This is a genomic window from Brevundimonas bacteroides DSM 4726, from assembly GCF_000701445.1.
In the GTDB taxonomy this organism is placed as follows: Bacteria; Pseudomonadota; Alphaproteobacteria; order Caulobacterales; family Caulobacteraceae; genus Brevundimonas; species Brevundimonas bacteroides.
Genome location: NZ_JNIX01000008.1, coordinates 320,255 through 339,813 on the forward strand (window position 1 = coordinate 320,255; position 19,559 = coordinate 339,813).

Sequence of the window (19,559 nt, forward strand, 5' to 3'; positions counted from 1 at the left end):
TAAAGAAAATAAGACAATCACATCGCAAACTGATGAAGTTTCGCCCGTTCGTCATGGACTTGCGGCTGCCGCCGAGGGCCGCGATGGCGTGTCGCAGAGCGGCAATTGAGCCGGATGGGCCTGTCATGCGTATCTGCGGCCATGACCCGAAGAGGCCTGATCGCACCCGCCCTCGGCGCGCTCGCCGCCGCCTGCAGCCCGCTGGGGTTGCTCAATGCCGTCGGACCGCGCGACCGGGGTGTCCGGCGAGTCGCCCGGTCGGTGGCCTATGGCGACCATCCCCGCCAGACGATGGACGTCTATGCGCCCGATGGGGCCTCGGGCCTGCCGACGATCGTCTTCTTCTATGGCGGCGGCTGGGACTCGGGCTCCAAGGATCTCTACGGCTGGGCGGCCCAGGCCCTGGCGGCGCAAGGCTTCGTCGTCGCCCTGCCCGACTATCGCGTTGTGCCAGAGGTGGTGTTCCCGACCTTCGTCGAGGACGCCGCGGCCGCGACCGCGCGCGCGGCGGAGCTGGCGCCGACCTGGGGCGGCGTTGCCGAGCGACTGGGCGTTGCGGGTCACTCGGCGGGGGCGCATCTGGCCATGATGGTCGCCTTGGATCCGCGCTACATGGCCCGCGCCGGTCGGCCGGATGCGATCCAGGCGGCGGCGGGGCTGGCCGGCCCGTATGAGTTCCTGCCGTTCAACGTGGCGGCCTCGATCAACGCCTTCGGGCACGTCGGGGACCCGCTGCAGACCCAGCCCCTGACCTTCGCCCGGGCCGATGCGCCGCCGGTCTGGCTGGGGCATGGCACGGCCGACGTGACGGTCCACGACGAAGATTCGATCCTGCTGGACGCCCGGCTGCGCGAGCTCGGAGCCCGCTCAGAGCTCAGGCTTTATTCGGACCTGACCCACGAGGACCTGATCGCGACCTTCTCACCGCTGTTCCGCAAGAAGGCGCCGGTGCTGGCGGACGTTTCTGACTTTTTCCATCGGACGCTCGACACCCTCTAGGCATCCTGCCTTGCGGACGGCACAGTCGGCGCACGCTGTTCGCCGGAGTGTCCCATGCGTCCGTTCGCCATACTCGCCCTGGTGATCTCGGTCCTGATCGCCCCGACCGCGAGGGCGCAGGACCCGGTAGAGGCGGCCTATCGCCAGGCGATGGAGGTCACGCCCACGCCGACGACCCTGCGGCTGGAGCACGAGGAATGGCGGGCGCAATGGATCGAGTACACCGACGAGCGGGCGGGTCTGGAGCAGTTCCGGGTGACAGAGCTGGAGCTTGCCACCCGTCGGCACAACGCCATCCGCGCGGCCCGACCCGCGCTGTCGGGCCTGGCCTCGACCTGTGTCGACACCGGACTGGCGGGCTGCACGGTCGAGCGAACGGGCAACCTTGTCCTGCCCGACGGGACCACGCTGTATTTCCAGGCCCAGTCGGGGTCTTCGGATGACGTCGGCGTGTCCGAGGCGATGATCGTGCTCGTGCCCGAGGGCGAGCGCCTGAGGCCGGTGGTCTGGCTGTTCGGGCCGCTCGGGGTGCTGGACCCCGAACTTTATCAGGCGCGGGACGACAACGGCGAACCCCTGGCCAACGGGACCTATGTCGCCCTGCCCGCCTATGGCCAGGGCACGGGGATGCAATGGGTCGGGACGCTGTTTCGCTGGAACGGGTCGTCGGCGGCTCCGACCGAGATTGACGCCCGCACCTGGCTGGCCGACCTCGCCGAGGACCTGCCGGCCGGGCTCGGCGTCTGGAAGGGTCCGGGGTTCCAGTGGGACTATCTGATGGCCGAGTCGAGCCTGTGGCAGGACGATGACGCCAACTGCTGCCCCACAGGGGGCCAGGTCGCGGTCGATCTGAAGGTCGAGGGGGACCGGCTGGTGATGGGCAATGTCTCGGTCATCGACGCGGTCCTGACGGTGGCGCGTTCGATCGATCCGGCGGTGCTGGAATGGGCCGCGCGTCAGCAGCAGTGCCAGCATTGGCTGGGCGAGGAAGGCTATGATCCGGATCGCACCGCCCAGATCCGGGACACTCTGTCCCGCCTGCGATGCGCGACGCTCGACGCCGACGAAGCCAGCTTGCGTGCGGCCTTCGCGGACAGGGCCAGCTTCATCGCGGTCATGGACCGGGCGAAGGCCGAGGCCCCCTGACGAGCTTTGCCGTCTCGCCAAGGTCATGATCCTCCGTTAGAGGAGGCCATGACAGAGCACATGACCGGGGCGCTGAGCGCGCCCGAGGCGCTGGATCGCCTCCAATCCCTCTACACCGACGCCGTCGCCAACCTGCGAGGCGCGGTCCGCACCTATCTCAAGACCGGACAGACACCCGACGCGGCGCTGAGGGCGAAGGGCCTCTTCTGCTATCCGCGCCTGCGCATGCGCTGGTTCGGCGACCGGCCCGAGAACCTGGCCCAGCGCGCATACGCTCGCATCTCGCGACCGGGGATCTATTCCACCACGGTGACGCGGCCGGACCTGTTCGGACCCTACATTCTGCAGCAGCTGCGCCTGCTGGAAGCCGACTATGGCGCGACCTTCGAGGTCGAACCGTCGGAGCAGGAAATCCCCTTCCCCTATGTGCTGGACGGCTCAGACGTCGTGCTGGACCGGTCGATGACGGCGGCCATTGCGCGGCATTTCCCGACCACCGACCTGTCGCACATCGGAGACGAGATCTCCGACGGACTGTTCGACCTGACCGAGGAGTTCCCGCTGTCGCAGTTCGACGGGCTGCGAACCGACTTCTCGCTGGCGCGGCTTAGGCACTACACGGGCACGCCCGTCGAGGACGTGCAGTCCTACATCCTGTTCACCAACTATCACCGCTACGTCGATGAGTTTGTCCGCTGGGCCTGCGCCCAGCTGGCCGATCCGACCTCGCCGTACGAAAGCCTGTCGTGCGCCGGCGGTGTGGTGATCGACCGAAGCAACCCCGATCCCGATCTCGCCATCGCCGACGCGGCCTGGCGCAAGCACCAGATGCCCGCCTACCACCTGAAGGCGCCGGGCTGGGAGGGCGTGACCCTGGTCAACATCGGGGTCGGGCCGTCGAACGCCAAGACCATCTGCGACCACCTGGCGGTCACGCGGCCGCACGCCTGGATGATGATCGGCCACTGCGGCGGCCTGAGACCCTCCCAGACCATCGGCGACTATGTGCTGGCGCACGCTTACCTCAGGGACGACCATGTGCTGGACGCCGTCCTGCCGCCGGACATCCCGATCCCCTCGATCGCCGAGGTCCAGCGCGCCCTCTATGACGCCGCCAAGATGGTCTCGGGCATGCCGGGCGAGGAAGTGAAGAAGCGGCTGCGCACCGGCACCGTGGTCACGACAGACGACCGGAACTGGGAGCTGCGCTACTCGAAGTCGGCCTTGCGGTTCAACCAGAGCCGCGCCGTGGCCATCGACATGGAATCCGCCACCATCGCCGCCCAGGGCTATCGCTTCCGCGTGCCCTACGGGACGCTGCTGTGCGTCTCGGACAAGCCGCTGCACGGCGAGATCAAGCTGCCGGGGCAGGCCAACCGCTTCTATGAGGGCTCGATCTCTGAGCACCTGCAGATCGGCATCCAGGCCGTGGACCTGCTGCGCAACGAGGGCGCGGGCCTGCACAGCCGCAAGCTCCGCGCATTCGACGAACCGCCCTTCCGGTAGGGCTCAGGACTGGGACCTGCGCTCCTGGCGTGGCGCAAGTTCACGGCGTTCGCCGCCCCTGGCACGGCCGGCCAGAAGGGCGGCGACGATGCGGCGATCTTCGGGTTCCAGCGTCTCCATCAGGGCCAGGGCGTCGCCTTCCAGACGCGCCCGGCCTCGCGCCTCTGCCGCGCGGGATTGTGTCAGCAGCGCTTCGACACGCGCCCGGTCGAAGGGATCGGCCCGGGCCGCCTCGACGGCTTCGGCCCTGGCCTGACGCGCCGCCTGGAAGTCCGGCCGGGCCGCCAGTCCGGCCTCGCGCAAACCCCGTCTGACGGTGCGGCGCACCTCCGGATCAAGGGAAGCAAGGAGTTCCCGGGTCGAGGGGCGGGGCTGGTCGGTCCGGCGCTGCTCCAGCTGACGTTCGATCTGCCTCTGGCCCGAAAGGGCGGTCACCGCCGCCGTGGCAGCGAACAGGTTGATCCCGACCGAGACGGCCAGCGCGATCCCGAGGACGATGGCGAGCAGGCGCGAACTCATCCCAGCACCGCCATATCGTCGAGGCCACCGATGGAGGCCTGATCCAGCACGAGGTCCAACTGGGCCTGGCGTTCCAGATCGCCGGTCAGGGTCAGGCCGAACATCACCCCGGCGCAGGCCGCCGCCGCCCAGCTGGCTCCGCCGATCCACAGCAGACGGCGCAGCCCGGGCCAGGCCGCACGCGCCTTCAGACCCGCTCCCTGAGCGGAGGCGATCACGCGATCACTCAGCGCGGTCGAAACCACAACGCGCGGCGCGGCATCGAGGGCGGCATCCAGCTGGCGCGCCTCGAACAGGGCGCGGTCAGCCGCCTCCGGTCGCGTGGCTGCAAAGTCTTCAGCCGCACTCCGCTCGGCCGCGGGCCAACGACGCAGGTCGCCGCCCCAGGCCTCGGCGAGTTCGCGCATACGGTCCGCGTTCATGATCGTCCTCCTACCGCTTCGGGGGCGTTCGGCGCCAGATCGGCCAGCGCCGCGCGGAGCGCGCGGCGGCCTCGGCCCAACAGGCTCTCCAACGCCTCGACACTGATGCCCATCAAGCCAGCCGCCTCGATGTTGCCGAGCTCCTGATAATGGCACAGCACGATGGCCTCGCGCTGACGCTCGGGCAGCGCCTTCAACGCCGTCTCGACCCGCACGCCCAGTTCCGCCGCCAGCAGGCCTCGATCCGGCGCCGGGCCGGGATCGGGACGATCCGGCGGGGCCTCGACCAGAACTTCCCGCCGACGCCGCAGCCGGTCGTAGCAGAGGTTCAGCGCCACCCGATGCAGCCAGGTGTCGAACTTCGCCTTGCCCGGCGTCCAGCGCGGCGCCTGTTTCCAGGCCTTCATCATGGCCTCCTGCGCCACGTCCTCAGCCTCGACCGCGTCACCAAGCATGCGCTGGGCGAGCGACAGCATGCGCGGCAACTTGCGCGCCACCAGGGCCTGGATGGCCGCGGGATCGCCCTGACCCACGCGGCGCACCAGATCCTCGTCGGGGTCGACAACGGCCGCCAATCGGTCCCTTTCCGCGCGAAAGGAGCGGCCGGGCGAACCCGGCCAGTCCCGTCACCGACCCTACTCCGAAGCGGGGGCCGGACGCGACGCCCCACGCTCGGCACGGCGCTCGGCGCGACGCTCACGCAGGGCCTCGCGCATGCGGGCCGGCGCCGCCTGACGCTCGATCTCGCTCAGATAGCCGTCGCGGTCGGCGTCGAGCGTGGCGAAGGCCTCCGTGGCGCGGGTCCGGGCCTGTTCGACCTGCACCGGGCCACGCGCGAAGGCCCGGCCGACGCGACGCTCCTGACGCTGCATGCGCGGTCCACCACGTCGGTCCGCCCTTTGTCCGGCACGTTCGGGGCGGCCAGCTTCGAATTCCGTCTGGCTGATCGAGCCGTTCCGGTCGGTGTCGAGGCGGGTGAACATCTGGCTACGGCGCTCGGCACGGTTGGCCTGCCAGGCGGCCTGGGCCTCCTCGCGGCTCACCTGTCCGTCGCGGTTGGCGTCGGCCTCCGTCAGGCGGGCCGTACGGGCAGTCACGAATTCGGCCTGGCTGACGCGGCCGTCGCCGTTGGTGTCGGCGCGACCGAGGCCGCGTTGCTGCTGGGCGCTGGCGGTTCCGGCCAGGGCCAGGGCTCCGACGGCGACCAGGGTCAGGGTCTTGATCTTCATCTCTCGTCTCTCCGAAGGGCGGCGGCGTGGCCCGCGCCCGTGCATCCCCACCGGAGATGAAACGAGGCTGTGCCGATTATCCGTCGCGGGCGGCCGGAAGCGCCCGTTCGAACGCCCCGCGCGCCAGTTCGCGGACTGACCCCAGACGCTGGATCAGAGCCGGGAAATCGCCCTCGCCCGCCGCCTTCGCGAGACGCAGGCGGAACGTCTCCGGCTCGGCCTCGACGTCGGCCTTGTGATCGAAGGCGCAGGCCAGAAGCTGGGCCAGACCCTGTTGCAGCATCCACGCGTCGCGCAGCGCGGGGTCGCCCGCCAGTTGCTCCACCGTCGACACAGTGAGCGGTCCGCCCGAGGCGGCCGCCTGCAGCTGCCGGAACTGGCCGACAAACTCTGCGTCCACGAGCCCGCCGGGCACGAGCTTCAGATCCCAGAAACCGTCCGGCCGCCGCTCGCGCGCCATCAGGTCGCGCATGGCCCGCACCTCGGCCGCGACGTCGATGTCGGGGCGCGGCCGTCGCAAGGCGGTCTCGATTGCCGCCGCCGCGCGCTCGGCGAACGCAACATCGCTGGCCCACACGACCCGGGCGCGGGTCAGGGCCATGAACTCCCACGTCGCGGCCTCGTCGCAATAGTAGGCGTCGAAGCCCGAGAGGCGGACAGAGACGGGCCCCTTTGATCCCGACGGCCTCAGCCGCATGTCGACCTCGTACAACCCGCCCTCACCCGTATGGGCCGACAGAGCCGAAATCAGCCGCTGGGTGAAGCGGACGTAGAAGACGTCGGCCGCCCACCCCTTCGTCGCCGAAACAGCCTCCGGCGGGGCGTCGTAGACGGTCATCAGGTCGAGGTCGGACCCGGCGGTCATCTCGCCCGATCCGGCCTTGCCCAGAGCGATCACGGCCACCGCGCCGGGCATGGCGCCGCCCAGCCGCTCGGTCTCGGCCAGCGCCGCCGCCGACAGGGTGCGCATCACCGCATCGGCCAGGTTGGTGAAACCCCGCCCGGCCGCCTGGGGACCGATACGACCCGACAGGGTCTGCATGCCGATCCGGAACACCTGCTCACGGTGCAGGCGGCGCACGGCGTTCATGGCGCCTTCGAAGTCGCCGGCTTCAGCCGCCTCGCGCTCCATCTGGTCGAACAGCCCGGTGTTGACGCCGAGCTCGGTCTCGAAGCGGGCGTCGAGCATTGAATCCAGGGCCGCCGGATAGCGACCCAGCGTCCGCGCCAGACGGGGCGCGAAGGCCATTACGCCGACGATGCGCTCGAACAGCTCGGGCTGGTTCAGGAACAGGGCCTGGACCTGAACCCCCGCCGACAGACCCGCGAAGAAGACCGAAAACCGGCGAAAGGCCGCGTCGGCTGAACCCGTTCTCGCCGCCGCTTCCAGAAGCCGGGGAGCCAAGCGCGTGAACAGCTCACGCCCGCGCGCCGACCGCGTCGCGGGGATGCGGCCGTGGTGCCAGGAGCGGATCGCGTCCGACACCGCGGTCGGGTCGGAGAAGCCCATCCGGGCCAGGGTCGCCAGCGTCTCGGGGTCGTTCTCCACGCCCGTGAACACCAGGCTTCCGAACACCGACGACAGCTGCTCCTCACCCTCGAACAGGTCGCCATAGCGGCGGTTGACCTCGACAAGCAGAGTCTCGACCTCGGCGTCGAAGGCGGTCAGGTCGGCGTGGCCGGACAGGGCGGCGACGGCGGCGCGGCGGACGGGGTCTTCAGGCAGGACGTGGGTCTGTTCGTCGTCCAGCATCTGCACGCGGTGCTCCAGCGCGCGCAGGCGTTCGTAGGACGCGGTCAGTTCGGCAGCGACATCGGCCGGGACATGGCCCTTCGCGGCCAGCGCCGCCAGGGCGTCCACCGTGCGGGGCGACCGCAGCGACGGGTCGCGACCGCCGAGAATCAGCTGTTGGGTCTGGGCGTAGAACTCGATCTCGCGGATGCCGCCGCGCCCGAGCTTGAGGTTGGCGCCGGCGGCCTCCAGTCCCTCGCCGGTCTTGTGGACGTGGATCTGTCGCTTGATCGACTGGATGTCGAGGATGGCCTGATAGTCCAGGCTGCGGCGCCAGACGAAGGGCGTCAGGGCATTCAGGAAGTCGGCGCCCTCGGTCAGGTCGCCGATGGCCGGGCGGGCCTTGATGAAGGCGGCGCGTTCCCAGTTCTGGCCGACGCCTTCGTAGTAGTCGAGCGCCATGGGCACGGCGACGACGGGCGGAGTCGAGGACGGGTCGGGGCGCAGGCGCAGGTCGACGCGGAAGACGTAGCCGTCGCCCGTCCGCTCCTGCATCAGCTGGGCGAAGGCCTGGGCGAGGCGGTCGAGGAACCGCTGGGGTTCGACGCCGTCGGCGAGCGCCGGGACCAGAGCGCCCGGCTCCCAGAACAGGCTGATGTCGATGTCGGAGGAGTAGTTGAGCTCGTTTGCCCCGTGCTTGCCCATGGCCAGGCCAAACAGGCCGGGGACCGGGCCGCGCGGGTCGTCCGGGGCGGAGATCAGCTTGCCGCGCTCGCGCTGGTCGTGGGCGACGGCCCGCAGGGCGGCGGCGGCGGAGGCGTCGGCGAAGCGGCTGAGGGCTGCGGTTACTTGGTCGAGGGTCCAGACACCGCCCAGATCGGCGAGCGCGGTCAGGAGATGGAGTTCGCCCTTCAGTCGGCGGAGCGAGGCCCGCATGTCTTCGACGCCACCCGCCAAGGCTCGCGTGCGACCAAGGATGTCCTCGAGCCTCGAGTGCGGCGTGTCGGCGAGGATGCCGACCAGATGCTCGGGCCATCGTCGCATCAGGCCTGCGAGATAAGGCGAGGCGGAAACGATCGGCTGAAGAGTAGAAGAAGCGCCCTCGATCAGCGCTCGCGCATCTATGCCGTCGACGGTGGACATGACCGCTTGCCAAGCCCGTTCCATGGCGGCCGCGTCCACGACCGGACCCGGCGGGACAAGCAGATGTTCGAGATTCAGCTCGGCGTTGAAATCGCGATCGCCAGCGCCGGTTCCACCGGCCCCGGTTGGACGAGACCTCACGCCGCGCTCGCGGGCGGCAGGATCAGGGCGACCCGCAGGCCGGGACCGAAGCCGCCATAGACGCCCGGTCCTTCATCCAGCTGGATGCGGCCCATATGGGCCTCCATGACCGCGCCGACCAGCGAGAGACCCAGGCCCGAGCCGGCCTCGGTGCGGCTGTTGTCCAGGCGGACGAAGCGCTGGATCACGCGCTCGCGGTCCTCCTCCGGGACGCCGGGGCCGGTGTCGGTGACGGAGTATTCGATCTCGCCGGAGGACCGCCGCCGCGCCCGCAGCTTCACCGCCCCGCCGGTCGGGGTGTATTTGATGGCGTTGTCGATGACGTTGGCGAGCGCCTGGGCCAGGAACGGCCGCGCCCCATGCACGTGAAGCCCCGTCTCGATCTCGGCGGAGAAGTCCAGCCCCTTGTCCTCGGCTGCGGGCTCATACAGCTCGGCCATGTCGGCGGCGAGGTCGGCGGCGTCGAACACCTCGGCGTCCGGCACACGGCCCGCCGCGGCCTGCAGCCGGGCGATGGCCAGCACTGTGTTGAAGGTCTTGAGCAGGGCGTCCGCCTCGTCCAGCGCGACCTGCAGGGCGTCGACGCCGTCGACCTTGCCGCTTTCGGCGTCGATCAGGGCGACCTCCAGCTTGGCCCGCATGCGGGTCAGCGGCGAGCGCAGATCGTGGGCGATCGCGTCGCCCGCGTGCCGGATCGAGGCCATCGAGGCCTGCAGCCGGTCCAGCATGCGGTTCAGCCCGACGCCGAGTTCGTCCAGTTCGTCACCGGAATTGCGCACCGGCACGCGGGCCTTCAAGTCGCCGTCCTGCACGGCCGTGACGACGGTGTTCAGGCGGCCCATGGCGCGCTCGACGTTTCGGCTGATCAGCAGGCCGCCGCCCGCGCCCAGCAACAAGACCATGCCCATCGCCATCCACAGCGCCTGGGTCAGGCGACTGAGATAGGCCTCGGTGTCACCCAGATCCTTGCCGACAAACAACATCTGGCCGTTCGAGAGGGTGGTCTGCAGCCCATAGACATCCTTTCGAACGACCCGGCCGTCCGCGTCGGTATCGGTGAAGCGGAACGTCGACCAGACATCGCCGCCCGTATAGTTCGGGATCGGCGAGGCGTTCAGGACCTCAGCGGAATCGCCGCCGTCCTCGTCGCGCGCGAAGACGCCCAGGGTGCCGGTGATGCGGGAGCTGTCCCGTTCCATGTAAAGATACAGGAAGTTGCCGCCCGACAGGATGCGGTCGATCAGGGCTTGGTTCAGGGCGTCCGGTCCGCGTTCGCGGAAGATGGCGCTGAGGGTGCCGTGCTCCTGCTCGACGGCCTTTCTCGCCTGGGCCTGAGCTTCGGTCGCCGAGGCCACATAGACATAGGCCAGGATGGCGCTGGCCGCCGCCGCGAACAGCGCCAGGAACAGCAGCGTCAGCCGGAAGGGCGTCCTGCGGAAGAGGGAGGGGAGACGCATCAGAGGCTATTCTCCCTCCCCTTCATGGGGAGGGACGGCGGAGCGCAGCGGAGCCAGGGTGGGGCTGTGCACAAGCGTCTGGTGCACGAACGCAACCACATCGCCGAGATGGTCGCGGATCATCGCGTTGTCGAACCGCAAGGTCCTGAAACCTTCCCGCGCGAAGATCGCATCTCGAGTTCGATCCTTTCGCGCCTGCTCTTCAGTCTCATGAGACGCTCCGTCTACCTCAATGATGAGCCGGTGCTTGAAGCATACGAAGTCGAGAAAGTAGCCTCGCACAGGGGCTTGTCTCCGAAAGTGGTAGCCCTCGTTTCGGAGCGCCTTGAGGCCTAGCCACAGCCTCGCCTCCGGTGGCGTCATCGCCTTGCGCATCGCCCTGGCTCTGGCCGTCGTTTCCATGCCGCCGTGGACTTCCCCACCCTGTCGGCTTCGCCGCCTGTCCCTCCCCATGAAGGGGAGGGAGAAGTTACGCCTCCAGCCTGTATCCGGCCCCTCTGACCGTCTGGAGCATCGCCCGGTCGAAGCCCTTGTCGATCTTGGAGCGCAGGCGGCTGATGTGGACGTCGATGACGTTGGTCTGGGGGTCGAAGTGGTACTCCCACACCTTCTCCAGCAGCATGGTGCGGGTCACCGACTGGCCGGCGTGGCGCATCAGGAACTCCAGTAGCTGGAACTCGCGCGGCTGCAGGTCGATCTCGGTCGTGCCGCGATGCACCGTGCGGGCGATCAGGTTCATCTCCAGGTCGCCGACCTTCAGCACCGTCTGGACGCCGCCGGTCTCGCGCCGGCGCGACAGGGCCTCGACCCGGGCGATCAACTCGGCGAAGGCATAGGGCTTGACCAGATAGTCGTCGCCGCCGGCTTTGAGCCCTGTGATCCGATCCTCGACCTCGCCCATGGCCGACAGGAACAGGACCGGCGTCTGGTCGCCGTTCTTGCGCAAGGTCTCGACCATGCCGATGCCGTCCAGCCGGGGCATCATGCGGTCGACGACATAAACGTCCCAGTCGCCCTTCTGCGCCTCCAGCAGGCCATAGGCGCCGTCGATGGCGTGGGAGACCACATGCCCGGCCTCGGTCAGGCCGCGCACCATGGCCTGGGCGGCTTCGGCGTCGTCCTCGACCACCAGAATCTTCATGGCGAGCCCCTCCCGGAATCAAATCGCCGCCGACGGTAGCCCATCGGCGGCGACTTAGGGAGTTAAGCCTTGTTCAGGGTCGGGACGGTTAGTTGTCCGAGAGTTCGAGGACGAAGGGGCGGTTGCCCTGAGGTGTGCGGAAAAGCACGAGGATGCTTTCGCGATTGTCCGCGCGAGCGGCCGCGACCTGAGCGCGGAACTCGGCCACCGTAGAGACTGGGCGGCTATTCACCTGAAGGATCACCGTACCGACAGGGATCTGAGCCCGGCCAGCGCGCGAGGTTTCTGTCACAGCCGTGATCACCAGCCCCCGCACTGTGCTCGGAATGGAGTAACGTTCGCGCAACGTATCTGTCAGGGGCGAGACGGTCATGCCTTCGACCACCTCGCCAGCCGGAGCCTGCGGGCGATTCGGCTGAGCGCTATCGCCACCTTCCGAGAGATTATTCAGCGCGGCGTTGACGTCGGAGGGACGCGTGCCCGACCGGACGTTGATGGATTGGCGGCGACCTTCGCGAATGACCTCGAGCCGCAAGTTGTCTCCGGGAGATGCCTGCCCCACCCTGCGGGTGAGCTCGGTGGAACTGGTGATCGGCCGTCCATTTAGAGCGACGACGATGTCGCCCTCGCGCAAGCCCGCTTGAGCCGCAGGACCGCCCGGCGTGACCTCGGCCACATAAGCCCCCTCCTGATCGGCAGGCAGCCCCAAAGGTCCGCGATACTCCTCGGGGAGATTCTGGATTTGAACGCCCAGATAGCCCCGTTGGATCGTCTCCCCGCGCATCAGGCGCTCGGTCACCGGCTTGGCGATTGAGGACGGGATGGCAAAGCCGATGCCGACCGAGCCACCGGTCGGCGAGAAGATCGCCGAGTTCACGCCGATGACGCGGCCGTAGATGTCGAAGGTCGGGCCGCCCGAGTTGCCCCGGTTGATGGCAGCGTCGATCTGTAGATAGTCGGTATAGGGCGTGCGGCTGTCGGAGATGTCGCGGGCGCGCGCCGAGACGATCCCGGCCGTGGCGGTGCCGCCCAGACCAAAGGGGTTGCCCACGGCGATGACCCAGTCGCCGACGCGCGGATCGGCGTCTTCCTCGAAGCTGACGAACGGAAAGCTGGAGCCCTCGACCTTCAGCACCGCCAGATCGGTGTCGGCGTCGCGGCCGACCAGACGCGCCTCGAGCTCGCGCTCGTCGGCCAGTCTCACCGTGATCTTCGTGGCGTTCTCGACGACGTGGTTGTTGGTGACGATGAAGCCGTCGGCCGAGATGAAGAAGCCCGAGCCCGCGCCCTGGGCGGTCGGGGCGTCCTCGTCCTCCTCGGCGCCCGGAGGCGTCTGGCCTTCCGGCAGGCGAAAACCGAAGCCGGGCGGGAAGCCGGGGATCTGGACCAGACCCGTGGGCCGCTCGACGCGCGTCTCGACGTCGATCTGAACCACCGCCGGGGACACCTGATCGAAGATGTCGGCGAAGCTGAGCGGCGCGCCCTGCGGCGGGGCGAACGCCAGACCGGCAGCGCCGGCCGAAGGGAGCAGCCGACCCGCGGCCGGCCGTTCCTGGGCGTTGGCGCCCGGCCAGTCGATCACGCCCCCGGCCGTGGCGGCGGCGGCGAAGGTCAGGCCGACGGCGGCCCCCAGGATGAATTCCTTGCGCTTCATCATCGTCTTTCGTGCGATCCCGTCTGGGTCAGGCGACCCGGTTTCGTCTTTTGATATAGGCAGCTGGCCCGATTGGCCAACCGCCGCTTGGTGACGCTTGACCGCCCTCAACGCCCGTCGTGAGGCGGGGATGCGTCAGGATCGGGGCGAACCGTTTCCGATTGGAGAAGATCGGCCAGCCGACGTTCCTCATCGGGCGAAAGCGGCGCGGTCGCGGCCGGGCAGCGACGCAGGAAGGCGATCAGAGCGGCCCCTCCAGCCAGCACCAGCAGGGCCGGTCCGAACCACAGCAGCCACGTGCCGGTGCGCATCGGCGGGGTGAACAGGACGTAGTCGCCATAGCGTCGCACCAGGTCGTCCTTGATGGCCTGATCGGTCGCTCCGCCCGCGATCTCCTCGCGGATCAGTCGGCGCATGTCGCCGGCGATGCCCGCCGGGCTGTCGGCGACGGACTCATGCTGGCAGACGACGCAGCGCACGACCTCGAACAGGCCTTGGGCGCGGGCCTCCTGGGCGGCGTCGGGCAGGGGTCGATCCGGCGGCGCGGCGGGTTCCTGGGCCATCACCGGGACGGCCAGCAGGGACAGCGCCACAAGGAAGGCCGCCGGTCTCATGCCGCCGCCTGTTTCCGACGCCCCGGCATGGCCAGGCGCAGCCGCCGGTCCATCAGCGACAGCACCCCGCCCAGCGCCATGATGGCGGGGCCGAGGAAGATCAGCCGGGCCCACGGGTTGTGATAGATTCGGACGGTCCAGGCGCGCTCACCCTCCGGCGTCGCCCGCCGCTCGCCCATGACGACATAGACATCGTCCAGGCCCCGGAAATCGAGACCGACCTCGGTCGTCGTCTGGCCGCCCGCCGGGAAGAAGCGACGCTCGGAGGTCACCGTGCGCGGCGTCGCCCGGCCATCGACGGAGGTGACGGTCACCACGCCCCGCTCGGCCAGATAGTTCGGTCCCTCGACGATCTCGACGTCGGTCAGGGTCGCCTTCCACGGCCCGGCGATGACGCTGCCCCCGATCGGCAGGGCCTCGGCGGATTCCAGCTTGAAGCTGGTCTCGGCCACGGCGCCCAGCACGAAGACGCCCAGCCCGGCGTGCGCCAGCGTCATGCCCCAGGCCCCCAGCGGCAGGCCGCGCGCGCGGCGCAGGGCCTCGGCCATGGGCGCGCGGAACAGACGGATGCGCTCCACCACCTCGGCCAGGGCTCCGGCGATCAGCCAGGCCCCGATGGCGATCCCTGCGGCGGTCAGGGCCTTCTTCGGCTCGAACGCCAGCCAGGCTGCGAAGCCACAGGCGATGGCGATCCCGCCTGCGACCGCCAGCCTCTGCATCGCGCCCACCGCATCCCCGCGCTTCCACGCCAGCAGCGGCCCGGCGGGCAGGATGATGAAGGCGACCAGCATCAGCGGCGTGAAGGTCAGGGCGAAATAGGGCGGCCCAACCGAGATGGTCTCTCCGGTCGCCGCCTCCAGGATCAGGGGATAGAGGGTGCCCAGCAGAACCGTCGCCGCCGCCACCGTCAGGAACAGGTTGTTCAGCACCAGCGCGCCCTCACGGCTGACCGGGGCGAACAGGCCGCCGCCTTTCAGCTGGGGCGCGCGCCAGGCGAACAGGGCGAAGGCCGAACCGGCCGCGACCGCGAGGATACCGAGCAGCATCAGGCCGCGCTCCGGATCGACGGCGAAGGCGTGGACGCTGGTCAGGACGCCGGACCGCACCAGGAAGGCGCCCAGCATGGAGAAACTGAAGGCGAGCAGGGCCAGAAACACCGTCCAGCCCGCGAGCGCGCCGCGCCGTTCCGTCACCACCGCGCTGTGCAGCAGAGCCGTGCCCGCAAGCCACGGCATGAAGGAGGCGTTCTCCACCGGATCCCAGAACCACCAGCCGCCCCAGCCGAGTTCGTAATAGGCCCAGAACGACCCGAGCGTGATGCCGAGCGTCAGGAACATCCAGCTCGCCAGCGCCCACGGCCGCACCCACCGCCCCCACGCGGGCCAGAAGCCCGAGAAGGCCCGTCCCTCGATCAGCGCCGCGACGGCGAGGGAGAAGGTCACCGAAAACCCGACGTAGCCGAAGTAAAGCAGCGGCGGATGGAGCGCGAGCGCGGGATCCTGAAGCAGGGGATTGAGCGAGTTGCCCTGAACCGGCGCGTCCTCGATCCGGACGAAGGGGTTGGAGGTGAAGACGGCGAACGCGAGGAACAGGGCCGTCAAGGCCCCCTGGGTCGCCACGGCGGAGGTCTTCAGCCCGAACGGCAGGCCACGGGCGCGGGCCAGCAGGGCCCCGAACACCGCCATGACCCCGCACCACAGGACGAGCGACCCCTCGTGGCTGCCCCAGGCGGCCGAGACCTTGTAGAGCATCGGCTTGTCGGTGTGGCTGTTCCTGGCGACGTTCTCGACCGAGAAGTCTGACACGACGAAGGCGAAGATCAGGGCCGCGAACGCCAGCATCAGGGCGAACGCGGTGGCGATGGCCGCCCCATCGGCGCCCCCCGCCAGCAGCGGGCTCCTGCGCACGCGCCCAGCCGTCGCCAGCCCCGTCTGCAGGACCGACAAGACGAGCGCCAGGATGAGGGCGAAGGCCCCGAACTCGACGATCATGTGGCGCTGGCGGCCCGGGCGGCGGCGCTGGCGGGCGGGCCTTCTTCCGGTCGCCACTCGCCCTTAGCCTTCAGGCTCTCGGCGACCTCGCGCGGCATGTAAGTCTCGTCGTGCTTGGCCAGCACGGTGGAGGCGCGGAACACCCGGTCGGGACCGAACTCGCCCTCGGCCACGATCCCCTGCCCCTCGCGGAACAGGTCGGGCAGGTCGCCTTCATAGATCACGCGGCTGGTCGCGGCGTTGTCGGTGACGGCGAAGGTCACGGTCGCGCCCCGCTGGACGACGCTGCCGGCCTCGACGAGACCGCCGAGCCGGATCTTGCGCCCCGCCGGCGCGGCCTGCTCTGTCGCCTCCGACGGCGAGAAGAAGAAGGTGACGTTGTCCTGCATGGCCCACAGCGACAGGCCGACGGCGAGCGCCAGCACCGGGGCGGCGGCGGCCACGACCCACAGACGACGCCGGGCCTTGGGCGATTTGGGAAGCCAGCTCATGGGGTGGCTATATCTCCGCCGCGTTCGGGGTCCAACGGGTCATCCCGCCGCGTCCAGACGCGCCGCGAGTTCGGCCCGGCGCGGATCGGCGGGATCGAGCGCCTCGATCAGCGGCGTCCAGAGCTCGCGTGCCCGCTCCGCTTCGCCCCGGGTGATGGCCAGGTCGCCCAGGAAGAACCGCGCGCCCAGCTGACTGGGATCGAGCTCCAGCGCCCGGTTAAAGGCGGCCTCGGCATCGGGCTGTATCTCCCCTTCGGCCGCGCGGACCAGGCTCTCGCCCAGCCGCGCCCAGCTGGTGGCGTCGTTCGGCTGGAGCGTCAGGGCGCGTCGGAAGGCCGTCGCCGCCCCGATCGGGTCGCCCGCCTCGAACCGCGCCGCGCCCAGCATGGTCAGGGCCGTGACGTTCTCCGGCTCGCGCTTGACCGCCCGGCTGAGGACCGCCGCGATCCGCTGCGCGTCCAGCGTCTCGGCCTGGCTGGCCCATTCGTCGATCCGCCGCTCGTAAGGCTGATCCTCGAAGCCGGGGCTGCCCATGGCGAAGTAGAGCCCGAGGGCGCCCGCCGCCGTGGCCACAAGGGCCCCCAGGGTGAGGGCGCGGTCGCGTGATCCAACCGTCAACGGCGCTTGAGGAGCGGGCTCGGACAGCAGGCGACGCCCGGCCTCGGCCCGCGCGGCGGACCAGGCGTCCTCGTCCAGCAGGCCGCGTGCCTTCAGACGATCCAGCTCCGCCAGCTCGGCGGCCGCTGTGGGCGCGGCGATATCGCTTGCGCTCGCGCCCCGGCGCGCGCCGGTCAGTACCATCAGTCCCGCCAGAGCAGCGGCGAGACCGGTCAGGGTCCAGAAAACGATCATGGGCCACAGGCTTAGACCAAGCGTGGCCCGCCCGCGAGAGGCCGCGACGCCGTGTCTTGATCAGCCCGTCCGGGCCAGCGTTCCCGCAGCAGCGGCACGGCGACGAACTGTGCGCGCGGGCTCGGTTGCGTCGATCAGCAGAAGCAGTCCGGCCAGGGTCTCGACATGGGCCAGGGCGCGGTCCTCGGTCTCGACCTCGGCCTCGCCTGCGTTGACGGCTTCGATGGTCAAGTCAACGAAGGTGGTGATGCGATCGATCGCCGACTGCACCAGCTGCGACCTCTGGCTTTCGATGCCGAAGATTTGCGCCGCCGTGCGCATGGCCCCGACCAGCGTCAGGAGCGCGACGGCCGTCTGGACCGCCTCGGGCGGGACGGGGTGTTCCAGATCGGCCGCCTCGCGCGTCATGCGCCCGGCGGTCTTGACCCGCTTCAGCGGCAGCACCCTGTCGAGCGCCTTGTCCGTCGACTTCAGGGTGTTGGACAGACCCCGGTTGATGCGGACCCGGGCATCGCGGGCTGCTGTGCCCCACTCGCCACTAGGATCGAGCTGCAGCGTCATGTCCAGTTCCGCCAGGGTCTCGGCGCACCAGGTGATGTCGGCCTTGATCTGGGGACCCGGATCGACACCGGCGGTGGGCTTGAAGGCACCGACCCGGGCGACCCGCGCCTCGACCTCAGCCAGAAGGCGGTTGACGAAAACGGCCATCTCCGACCCGGACAGGACGCCTTCGTTGCTGGCCGACCGCGAAGAATGGACGACCAGACGCAGCACCAGGCTCGCGTCCGCCAGATGGGCGAACAGGATTTCGAGCATGCGCGGCCCGCCGTCGGGCGTGATCTCGCCCGCGTCGCGGATCAGCAGCCTGAGTTCCGCGAGCTGATCGGGCGTGGGCCTCAGGATCCAGTGCGGCAGGGACTTCAAGGCGCGACGCGCCAGGACCGCGAGATCGAAACATTGGACCAGGCTGGCAAGCCCGGCGTCCCTTTCATCTTCCTGACCCAGCGTCGGCGGCCAGATAACGTCGGCCTTGTCCCGGATCACGCCCGACGCGGCGATGCAGTAGCGGTCAGCGACAGCCACCACTTTGGGATCGTCTTCGCGCAGCCGGATGTCGTCGAGCGTGGTCAGCAGCGCTGGCGCCGTGGCCGACGCCGCCTTCCAGAGACGCGGCAGGACAGCGGACGGGAAGGTCAGGCCCTCCACGCCATCCCGGCGCGGGGCGAACAGAGGCATCATGGGCGCGAAGGCGACGGCACGGCGTTTGCGGTCCACCCCTTCCTCGGCCAGCATTTGCGACAATATGCGAGCCTTCTCGCCCGGCATCTGGGCGACGGCCAGGGACAGGGTCTTCAGCGTCCTGTCGGGCAGGCGCTCGACCATCTGCGCGAGCACCGCGCGCTGGGCGACCGAAAGTTCGGCCATGCCGTTCTCCGAAAGCCGGACACACCCGGCCATCTCTGATGGTGAACGGCCGAGGTTAAGAAATCCGGAAACGGCGCGTGGCGTCAGCGTCGGATATCGAAACCGTCAGCCGCCATGGCGGCGCGCACCTGGCGCTCATCGAACAGATTGAAGTCGCCGTGGACGGAGTGTTTCAGCCCCGCAGCCGCGAGACCAAAGGCCAGCGCCTCGTCGTCCGCCCAGCCCTTGGCCACGCCATGCAGCACCCCGGCGGCGAAGGCGTCGCCGCCGCCGACCCGATCCACGACACCCGACAGAGCGATGGGCGCGGCATGGTGCTCGCCATCGCGGGTGATCATGACCGCAGACAGGGTCTGGTCGGCGACACTGTCGTTGATCCGCAGGGTGCAGCAGATGCGCTGAAGCCGGGGCCAGGTGTCGAAGGCCGCGGCGGCGGCGGCGCGCCGCCTCTGGGCCGGGTCGGGATCGCTGAACGACCGGCCCAGGATCAGGGCGAAATCCCGGTCGTCGGCGAACGCGAGGTCGGCGCCCTCCATGATGGGGCGAAGCACCGAGGGGGGATCGCCATCCCACTCCGACCACATCTTGCCGCGGAAGTTGCCGTCGAAGCTGACCTTGACCCCGGCCGACGCGGCCGCGCGGACGGCCGCCAGCGCCGCCGCCGATCCTCCCGACCCCGTCGCCGGGGTGACGCCGGACAGATGTAGCCACTCCACACCCTGCAACAGGGAGGGCCAGTCGAAAGCCTCCTCGACATGGCGGACGAACGCCGAGCCCGCGCGATCGTAGAGCACTTCGGACGGCCGTCGGACGGCGCCGGGCGTCAGGAAGTAGAGCCCCATCCGGCCCGGCTGGAAGCGGACACGGGAGGTGTCGACCCCGTGCTTCCTGGCTTCGTCACGCGCGGCGTGGCCCAGGTCATTGTCAGGCAGAACGGTGGCGATGGCGGCGTCGGCTCCGAACCGCGCCAGCGAAACAGCCACATTCGTCTCCGCCCCGCCCGGGCGGATGATCAGGTCGGGCGATTGCATGAGGCGTTCACCGGGGGCGGGCGTGAGACGCAGAAGCATCTCGCCGAAGCAGAGAATGGTCATGGC

The 19,559-nt window shown here is 69.6% G+C and carries 18 protein-coding genes; 3 read left to right on the forward strand and 15 right to left on the reverse strand.

The features are described from left to right. The first annotated feature begins 141 nt into the window (after positions 1-141). From Q333_RS0106450 to Q333_RS0106460, 3 genes are read left to right on the forward strand one after another with little or no spacing between them, the layout of a single operon-like run. Positions 142-999, forward strand: a complete 858-nt coding sequence (locus tag Q333_RS0106450) for an alpha/beta hydrolase (protein ID WP_029415929.1) — start codon at positions 142-144, stop codon at positions 997-999. A gap of 54 nt (positions 1,000-1,053) precedes the next feature. Then, positions 1,054-2,145, forward strand: a complete 1,092-nt coding sequence (locus Q333_RS0106455; protein ID WP_029415930.1) for a hypothetical protein — start codon at positions 1,054-1,056, stop codon at positions 2,143-2,145. Between the two features lie 60 nt (positions 2,146-2,205). After that, a complete protein-coding gene (locus tag Q333_RS0106460; protein ID WP_407059715.1) occupies positions 2,206-3,651 on the forward strand; it encodes an AMP nucleosidase in 1,446 nt (481 codons plus the stop codon). 3 nt (positions 3,652-3,654) lie between these two features. Here Q333_RS0106460 and Q333_RS0106465 read toward each other — a convergent pair whose 3' ends face one another. The 15 genes from Q333_RS0106465 to Q333_RS0106535 all read right to left on the reverse strand — a co-directional run bounded on the left by Q333_RS0106465 (position 3,655) and on the right by Q333_RS0106535 (position 19,556). Beyond that, a complete protein-coding gene (locus Q333_RS0106465; protein ID WP_029415932.1) occupies positions 3,655-4,170 on the reverse strand; it encodes a periplasmic heavy metal sensor in 516 nt (171 codons plus the stop codon). Beyond that, complete coding sequence (locus Q333_RS0106470; protein WP_029415933.1) at positions 4,167-4,592, reverse strand: hypothetical protein; 426 nt, start codon at positions 4,590-4,592, stop codon at positions 4,167-4,169. Before Q333_RS0106470 ends, Q333_RS0106465 begins: the two co-directional genes overlap by 4 nt. Then, positions 4,589-5,167 (reverse strand): RNA polymerase sigma factor, encoded by a 579-nt coding sequence (locus Q333_RS0106475; protein ID WP_029415934.1) that lies wholly within the window; start codon positions 5,165-5,167, stop codon positions 4,589-4,591. The genes Q333_RS0106470 and Q333_RS0106475 overlap by 4 nt, the downstream gene beginning before the upstream one ends. 60 nt (positions 5,168-5,227) lie before the next feature. Then, positions 5,228-5,821 (reverse strand): EF-hand domain-containing protein, encoded by a 594-nt coding sequence (locus Q333_RS0106480; protein WP_051651158.1) that lies wholly within the window; start codon positions 5,819-5,821, stop codon positions 5,228-5,230. Positions 5,822-5,897: 76 nt separating this feature from the next. Continuing rightward, positions 5,898-8,720, reverse strand: a complete 2,823-nt coding sequence (locus Q333_RS0106485) for a bifunctional [glutamine synthetase] adenylyltransferase/[glutamine synthetase]-adenylyl-L-tyrosine phosphorylase (RefSeq protein ID WP_157072394.1) — start codon at positions 8,718-8,720, stop codon at positions 5,898-5,900. 113 nt (positions 8,721-8,833) lie between these two features. Next, the gene (locus tag Q333_RS0106490; RefSeq protein ID WP_029415937.1) at positions 8,834-10,294 is read right to left on the reverse strand and encodes a sensor histidine kinase; all 1,461 of its coding nucleotides are present in this window, start codon (positions 10,292-10,294) and stop codon (positions 8,834-8,836) included. 6 nt (positions 10,295-10,300) lie between these two features. Next, a complete protein-coding gene (locus Q333_RS0106495; RefSeq protein WP_342667376.1) occupies positions 10,301-10,747 on the reverse strand; it encodes an endonuclease domain-containing protein in 447 nt (148 codons plus the stop codon). A gap of 16 nt (positions 10,748-10,763) precedes the next feature. Beyond that, entirely contained in the window at positions 10,764-11,435 is a 672-nt protein-coding gene (locus tag Q333_RS0106500) for a response regulator transcription factor (protein ID WP_029415939.1), read from the reverse strand. Positions 11,436-11,523: 88 nt separating this feature from the next. Continuing rightward, on the reverse strand, positions 11,524-13,092 hold the full coding sequence (locus Q333_RS0106505; RefSeq protein WP_029415940.1) for a Do family serine endopeptidase: 1,569 nt from the start codon (positions 13,090-13,092) through the stop codon (positions 11,524-11,526). A 104-nt stretch (positions 13,093-13,196) separates the two neighbouring features. Further along, positions 13,197-13,703: a cytochrome c-type biogenesis protein gene (locus Q333_RS0106510; RefSeq protein WP_029415941.1), complete on the reverse strand. Its 507-nt coding sequence runs from the start codon at positions 13,701-13,703 to the stop codon at positions 13,197-13,199. Beyond that, positions 13,700-15,694: a heme lyase CcmF/NrfE family subunit gene (locus tag Q333_RS0106515; RefSeq protein WP_029415942.1), complete on the reverse strand. Its 1,995-nt coding sequence runs from the start codon at positions 15,692-15,694 to the stop codon at positions 13,700-13,702. The genes Q333_RS0106510 and Q333_RS0106515 overlap by 4 nt, the downstream gene beginning before the upstream one ends. Beyond that, positions 15,691-16,185, reverse strand: a complete 495-nt coding sequence (gene ccmE, locus Q333_RS0106520) for a cytochrome c maturation protein CcmE (protein WP_029415943.1) — start codon at positions 16,183-16,185, stop codon at positions 15,691-15,693. The genes Q333_RS0106515 and ccmE overlap by 4 nt, the downstream gene beginning before the upstream one ends. Positions 16,186-16,224: 39 nt before the next feature. Beyond that, positions 16,225-17,037, reverse strand: coding sequence for a c-type cytochrome biogenesis protein CcmI (ccmI, locus tag Q333_RS0106525; protein ID WP_029415944.1), 813 nt, complete (start codon positions 17,035-17,037; stop codon positions 16,225-16,227). 60 nt (positions 17,038-17,097) lie between these two features. Beyond that, positions 17,098-18,462 (reverse strand): hypothetical protein, encoded by a 1,365-nt coding sequence (locus Q333_RS0106530; RefSeq protein WP_029415945.1) that lies wholly within the window; start codon positions 18,460-18,462, stop codon positions 17,098-17,100. A gap of 83 nt (positions 18,463-18,545) precedes the next feature. Then, complete coding sequence (locus Q333_RS0106535; protein ID WP_029415946.1) at positions 18,546-19,556, reverse strand: sugar kinase; 1,011 nt, start codon at positions 19,554-19,556, stop codon at positions 18,546-18,548. Positions 19,557-19,559 lie beyond the last annotated feature (3 nt).

What these genes read in the sequence shown, in the direction of transcription:
- Q333_RS0106485 (WP_157072394.1), bottom strand. Translation starts at nt 8,720, where the DNA reads ATGGAACGGGCTTGGCAAGCGGTCATGTCCACCGTCGACGGCATAGAT.
- Q333_RS0106500 (WP_029415939.1), bottom strand. Translation starts at nt 11,435, where the DNA reads ATGAAGATTCTGGTGGTCGAGGACGACGCCGAAGCCGCCCAGGCCATG.
- Q333_RS0106535 (WP_029415946.1), bottom strand. Translation starts at nt 19,556, where the DNA reads ATGACCATTCTCTGCTTCGGCGAGATGCTTCTGCGTCTCACGCCCGCC.
- Q333_RS0106460 (WP_407059715.1), top strand. Translation starts at nt 2,206, where the DNA reads ATGACCGGGGCGCTGAGCGCGCCCGAGGCGCTGGATCGCCTCCAATCC.
- ccmI (WP_029415944.1), bottom strand. Translation starts at nt 17,037, where the DNA reads ATGATCGTTTTCTGGACCCTGACCGGTCTCGCCGCTGCTCTGGCGGGA.
- Q333_RS0106505 (WP_029415940.1), bottom strand. Translation starts at nt 13,092, where the DNA reads ATGATGAAGCGCAAGGAATTCATCCTGGGGGCCGCCGTCGGCCTGACC.
- Q333_RS0106515 (WP_029415942.1), bottom strand. Translation starts at nt 15,694, where the DNA reads ATGATCGTCGAGTTCGGGGCCTTCGCCCTCATCCTGGCGCTCGTCTTG.
- Q333_RS0106480 (WP_051651158.1), bottom strand. Translation starts at nt 5,821, where the DNA reads ATGAAGATCAAGACCCTGACCCTGGTCGCCGTCGGAGCCCTGGCCCTG.
- Q333_RS0106455 (WP_029415930.1), top strand. Translation starts at nt 1,054, where the DNA reads ATGCGTCCGTTCGCCATACTCGCCCTGGTGATCTCGGTCCTGATCGCC.
- Q333_RS0106530 (WP_029415945.1), bottom strand. Translation starts at nt 18,462, where the DNA reads ATGGCCGAACTTTCGGTCGCCCAGCGCGCGGTGCTCGCGCAGATGGTC.
- Q333_RS0106495 (WP_342667376.1), bottom strand. Translation starts at nt 10,747, where the DNA reads ATGGGGAGGGACAGGCGGCGAAGCCGACAGGGTGGGGAAGTCCACGGC.
- ccmE (WP_029415943.1), bottom strand. Translation starts at nt 16,185, where the DNA reads ATGAGCTGGCTTCCCAAATCGCCCAAGGCCCGGCGTCGTCTGTGGGTC.
- Q333_RS0106510 (WP_029415941.1), bottom strand. Translation starts at nt 13,703, where the DNA reads ATGAGACCGGCGGCCTTCCTTGTGGCGCTGTCCCTGCTGGCCGTCCCG.
- Q333_RS0106465 (WP_029415932.1), bottom strand. Translation starts at nt 4,170, where the DNA reads ATGAGTTCGCGCCTGCTCGCCATCGTCCTCGGGATCGCGCTGGCCGTC.
- Q333_RS0106450 (WP_029415929.1), top strand. Translation starts at nt 142, where the DNA reads ATGACCCGAAGAGGCCTGATCGCACCCGCCCTCGGCGCGCTCGCCGCC.
- Q333_RS0106490 (WP_029415937.1), bottom strand. Translation starts at nt 10,294, where the DNA reads ATGCGTCTCCCCTCCCTCTTCCGCAGGACGCCCTTCCGGCTGACGCTG.
- Q333_RS0106470 (WP_029415933.1), bottom strand. Translation starts at nt 4,592, where the DNA reads ATGAACGCGGACCGTATGCGCGAACTCGCCGAGGCCTGGGGCGGCGAC.